Source organism: Barnesiella sp. CU968, from assembly GCF_905219685.1.
Taxonomy (GTDB): Bacteria; Bacteroidota; Bacteroidia; order Bacteroidales; family Muribaculaceae; genus Lepagella; species Lepagella muris_A.
Map to the genome: position 1 here is coordinate 1 of NZ_CAJMXD010000255.1, position 4,238 is coordinate 4,238.

Here is a 4,238-nt window from a genome sequence, read left to right on the forward strand (position 1 = left end):
GTATACGGAAGATGCGTCTGATGACCAATAATCCGATGAAACGCATCGGGCTTGAAGGTTACGGACTTGAGATTACGGAGAACGTGCCTATCGAGGTTGCTCCGAACAAATATAATTCGAGATACATGCACACCAAGAAAGAGAGAATGGGGCATGTGCTCAGCAAGCTATAGAAGCAGAGTGAGCGGATTCAGACAGCACTCTAAAACACAAAGTTTCCCAAACAGCCACAAAGATTCGGACTGACATGAAGACAGGGCATATCGCGCTAATAATAGCAGGCTTTGCCGTCGCAGGAGTCGCGACGGGAACCAAGAAAGCTCTTGACCACACATCGTTTGACAACTGGAAGAGCGTGCGTAACACCGGACTCAGCGACAGCGGAGAATGGGCGGCTTATTCCGTAGACCCGCAGGAGGGCGACGGATGCCTCTATTTCTACAATACCCGCACAAAGAAGCAGATAGCGATACCGCGCGGTTATCAGGCATCGTTCACTGCCGACGGCAAATGGGGCATATCGCTGGTAAAGGCGGAATATGCCAAAACACGGAAGGCGAAGATCGACAAGAAGAAAGATCTTGACCTCCCTCAGGACTCACTCGCCATAGTGAATCTTTCCACAGGCGGAGTGGAGAAAATAGCGTATGTGCTGTCGTATAAGATCGGTATGAAGGGGGGCGACTGGATTGCATTTTCGAGTTGTGACACAACGTATCTTCCCGCAAAGATACTGAAAGAGAAGGAGGTCGCCAAGCCATTGGTGCTAAGACATCTTCCCTCCGGTGTTACAAAGGTTACGAAATGGGTTGAGAATTATGGTTTCGACCGTAGTGGTTCTAAAATCGCTGTCAGCACCAAGAAATGTGATAAAGATTCGCTTTCCTCAAGCGGTGTCGGAGTTATTCTTCTTCCAGACACATCTTATGTGATACTTGACAGGGACAAGAAGTTTTACGGCTCTCCCGTGTTTGACCATGATGGGAGTCAGTTGGTATATGTCGCGTCAGACGACAGCGCGAAGAGCGGCACAGTACATGCCTCTATCTATCATGCCCGTCTTGAAAACCCGATGAAAAGTCCGCGGGAAATAAAGAGTATGTTTATGAGCGCGGCGGGAGACACATTGGTTCCAAACCAGTACACCAAGCCTGTATTCTCGCGCAACGGACAAAGACTTATTTCCGGAGTCGCGCCGATTATAGCTCCCGATGACACGACTATCGTGGATTTCGAGAATCCCGCTCTTGACATATGGAGGTGGGACGCGCCGATGACACCGCCGCAGGAGCTTAAGAATGTTGGCAAGGTCCGCGAAAAGAACTATCCGGTTGTAATAGATCTGGGCACAATGCACCAGACACTGGTATATTCCGCACCGCTGGCGACAGCCGAAGGCGCAGACCGCTGGGACGGAGACTGGGCATTGGTCAAGGACCCCACCGCAGATGCTGTGGAAGGGCAGTGGAATTATTTTTCCCCTGTGGAGATTTCTCTTGTCAACGTCAATGACGGACGTAAGAGGGTGCTTGGTAAAGTGCCTGCAGGCATTGCCTCGCTCTCACCGGGCGGCAAATATGTGACATGGTTTGACGACAGAAACTATTATTCATATAATATCTCTACCGGAGACACTGTGAACATGACAGCATCGATGCCGGTGCTTGTATGGAATGACGAGGATGACCATCCGATGCCTGCGGAACCGTGGGGCGGAGCCTGCTGGAGCGCAGACGACGAGGCGATGCTTATATACGACAAGTTCGATATCTGGGCTGTAGACCCGCAGGGAAAGAGGAAACCGGAATGCGTGACCGGCGGCGAAGGACGCAAACGCAACCTTCGTTTCCGCTATCTGAAGACAGACCCAGAAGAGAGATTTGTAAAACGCGGCGGAGAGATGCTCCTTGAAGTGTTTGACTATACCGACAAATACAACGGTCTCGCGACTGCTGTCTATGGAAAAAATGTGAAGCCTGCACTGACAGTGCTTGACGGGCATGCCTACACGCAGGTGCGTAAAGCGCTTGACCGTAATGTCTACACCTGGCAGCGCGCGAATTTCTCCGAGTCTCCCGATATATGGCTTTGCCGCGGCAACGATTTTGGCAAGGCATTGCAGCTTACAGATGCGAACCCACAGATGAAAGACTATAACTGGGGAACGGCGCAGCTGGTAAAATGGCGTGCATACGACGGCAAGGAATCGGAAGGAGTCCTGTATGTGCCGGAGAATCTCGATCCAAGCAAAAAATACCCGATGCTGTGCGTGTTTTACGAAACCGGCAGCGAAGACCTCTACCGTCATTACACCATGGAACCCTCATGGAGCTGGGTGAATTATCCCTTCTATGTTAGCCGTGGCTATGTGATATTTGTTCCCGACATCCATTATGCACCGGGTCTTCCGGGCGAAAGCTGCTATAACTATGTATGCTCCGGAGCCGAAGAGATGTGTCGCCGTTATCCGTGGATAGACAAGGAGCGTATAGGTATCGACGGTCAGAGCTGGGGCGGATACCAGACGGCTTATCTTGTGACGCGTACCGAAATGTTCGCATGTGCAGGGTCGGGTGCTCCGGTTGCAAACATGACTTCGGCATTCGGCGGAATCCGCTGGGAATCCGGAGACTCTCGTCAGGCGCAGTATGAGCAGGGACAAAGCCGTATCGGTCGCAATCTCTGGGAAGCTCCCGAACTGTATATTCAGAACTCACCTCTGTTTCATGCCGACCGTGTCACGACTCCGCTGCTGATTATGCATAATGATCAGGACGGTGCTGTCCCATGGTATCAGGGCATAGAGATGTTCATGGCATTGCGCAGGCTTCAGAAACCGGTGTGGATGCTTCAGTATAACGGAGAAGCCCACAATATCCGCGCCCGCAAGAACCGAAAGGATATAACAGTACGGCTTCAGCAGTTCTTCGACCATTATCTTAAAGGCGATCCGATGCCGAAATGGATGAAAGAGGGTATTCCAGCCGTAAGGAAAGGTCAGGAACTGGGATATTGAAAAATTGTTTTGGAAATAAAGGTATTCAAAAATACAGGTAAGTGAAAATCGACACAGCAAGAAATATATTCGGAGGTATGTTGGCGGCGTTATGTCTGGGATTGTCAGCACACCCCGTCATGGCGCAGAAGTTCCATTGCGAGGCGGACACCACGAAAGCGATGGAGATCATACGCGAGTTTCATAATCCCGGAGGAGATCCGGCTAAAATATGCGGTCCTGTAGCCTCCCGGCTTGTAGGAGTTCCCTATGTGCAGGTAACAAAAGAGGATTCTTTGGGTGTGGCGGAGATCCGTCTTGACGGATTTGATGATTTCTCGTTTGTCAACATGGTCGCCGCTCTCGCCAAGACTGCCACATCTCCCGGACATTCCAGGGCAAAAGATCTTGAAATGGCGTTGGAGAAACTTACATTCCGCAGAGGGGAAGCCGATGGTTTTCCATCACGTATGGTTTACGGTGGAGACTGGATTGTCGACAACCGCGCACGTGGAAATGTGAAAGAACTGACAGAGGATTTTTCAAATAATTTCAAGACGAAATCGCTTGACTATGTAGGAAGACACCGCGATGAATACGTCGCGTTGAAAGACTCCGCAACATATGAGCGTCAGCGGATGGTGGAGTTCGGTTACCGTACGTTCAAGATTCCGCATATGAAAAGGGAAAGTTCCGAATGGAAACAGGTTGGTCCGGAAATCCAAGACGGAGACCTTATCATGCTTCTCACTCCCGAACCCGACAGGGATGTCTGGGAGATGGGTTATGTGGTCAGGCGTGATGACGGACTGCATTTTATCCACGCTTCCGAACGAGACGGCAAGGTGGTGGAGGAGCCGGAGGTTCTCGGAAGGTATATCAAGCGCCATGCCAAGGAGGTGTATGGCTGGAGATGGATCAGAATATTATGATGACGTTTGTCAATGCCAAGATCAACATAGGTTTGCAGATCGTGAGGCGCCGCGAAGACGGTTATCACGATCTGCAGACTGTGTTTTACCCTGTGGGGAATTACGCAGGAACGCCTTCGAATCCCGAGTCATTCTGCGACATGCTCGAAATAACGCCGTCGGCAGAGGAAGGCATGGTATTCGTGTTTACCGGAAACCGGATGAAGTGCGAGGAGAAAGACAATCTCGTATGCCGTGTTGCCCGTCCATTTATACATAATACCGGAGCAATACTCTTTCGCAAAGGGAGCGGCAAAGGGATTGAGGTGCAT

At 50.8% G+C, this 4,238-nt stretch carries 2 protein-coding genes and 2 pseudogenes; all 4 read left to right on the forward strand.

Annotated features, from left to right (window positions below; all coding sequences use genetic code 11):
- A pseudogene (locus JX312_RS09775) lies at positions 1-173 on the forward strand (bifunctional 3,4-dihydroxy-2-butanone-4-phosphate synthase/GTP cyclohydrolase II); the annotation flags it as partial.
- A 74-nt stretch (positions 174-247) separates the two neighbouring features.
- Complete coding sequence (locus JX312_RS09780) at positions 248-3,016, forward strand: S9 family peptidase (RefSeq protein ID WP_204457860.1); 2,769 nt, start codon at positions 248-250, stop codon at positions 3,014-3,016.
- A 41-nt stretch (positions 3,017-3,057) separates the two neighbouring features.
- Positions 3,058-3,927 (forward strand): N-acetylmuramoyl-L-alanine amidase-like domain-containing protein, encoded by an 870-nt coding sequence (locus tag JX312_RS09785; RefSeq protein WP_123407720.1) that lies wholly within the window; start codon positions 3,058-3,060, stop codon positions 3,925-3,927.
- Positions 3,924-4,238: pseudogene (locus tag JX312_RS09790) on the forward strand (hypothetical protein); the annotation flags it as partial. The gene JX312_RS09785 and the pseudogene JX312_RS09790, both read left to right, overlap by 4 nt.

What these genes read in the sequence shown, in the direction of transcription:
- JX312_RS09780 (WP_204457860.1), top strand. Translation starts at nt 248, where the DNA reads ATGAAGACAGGGCATATCGCGCTAATAATAGCAGGCTTTGCCGTCGCA.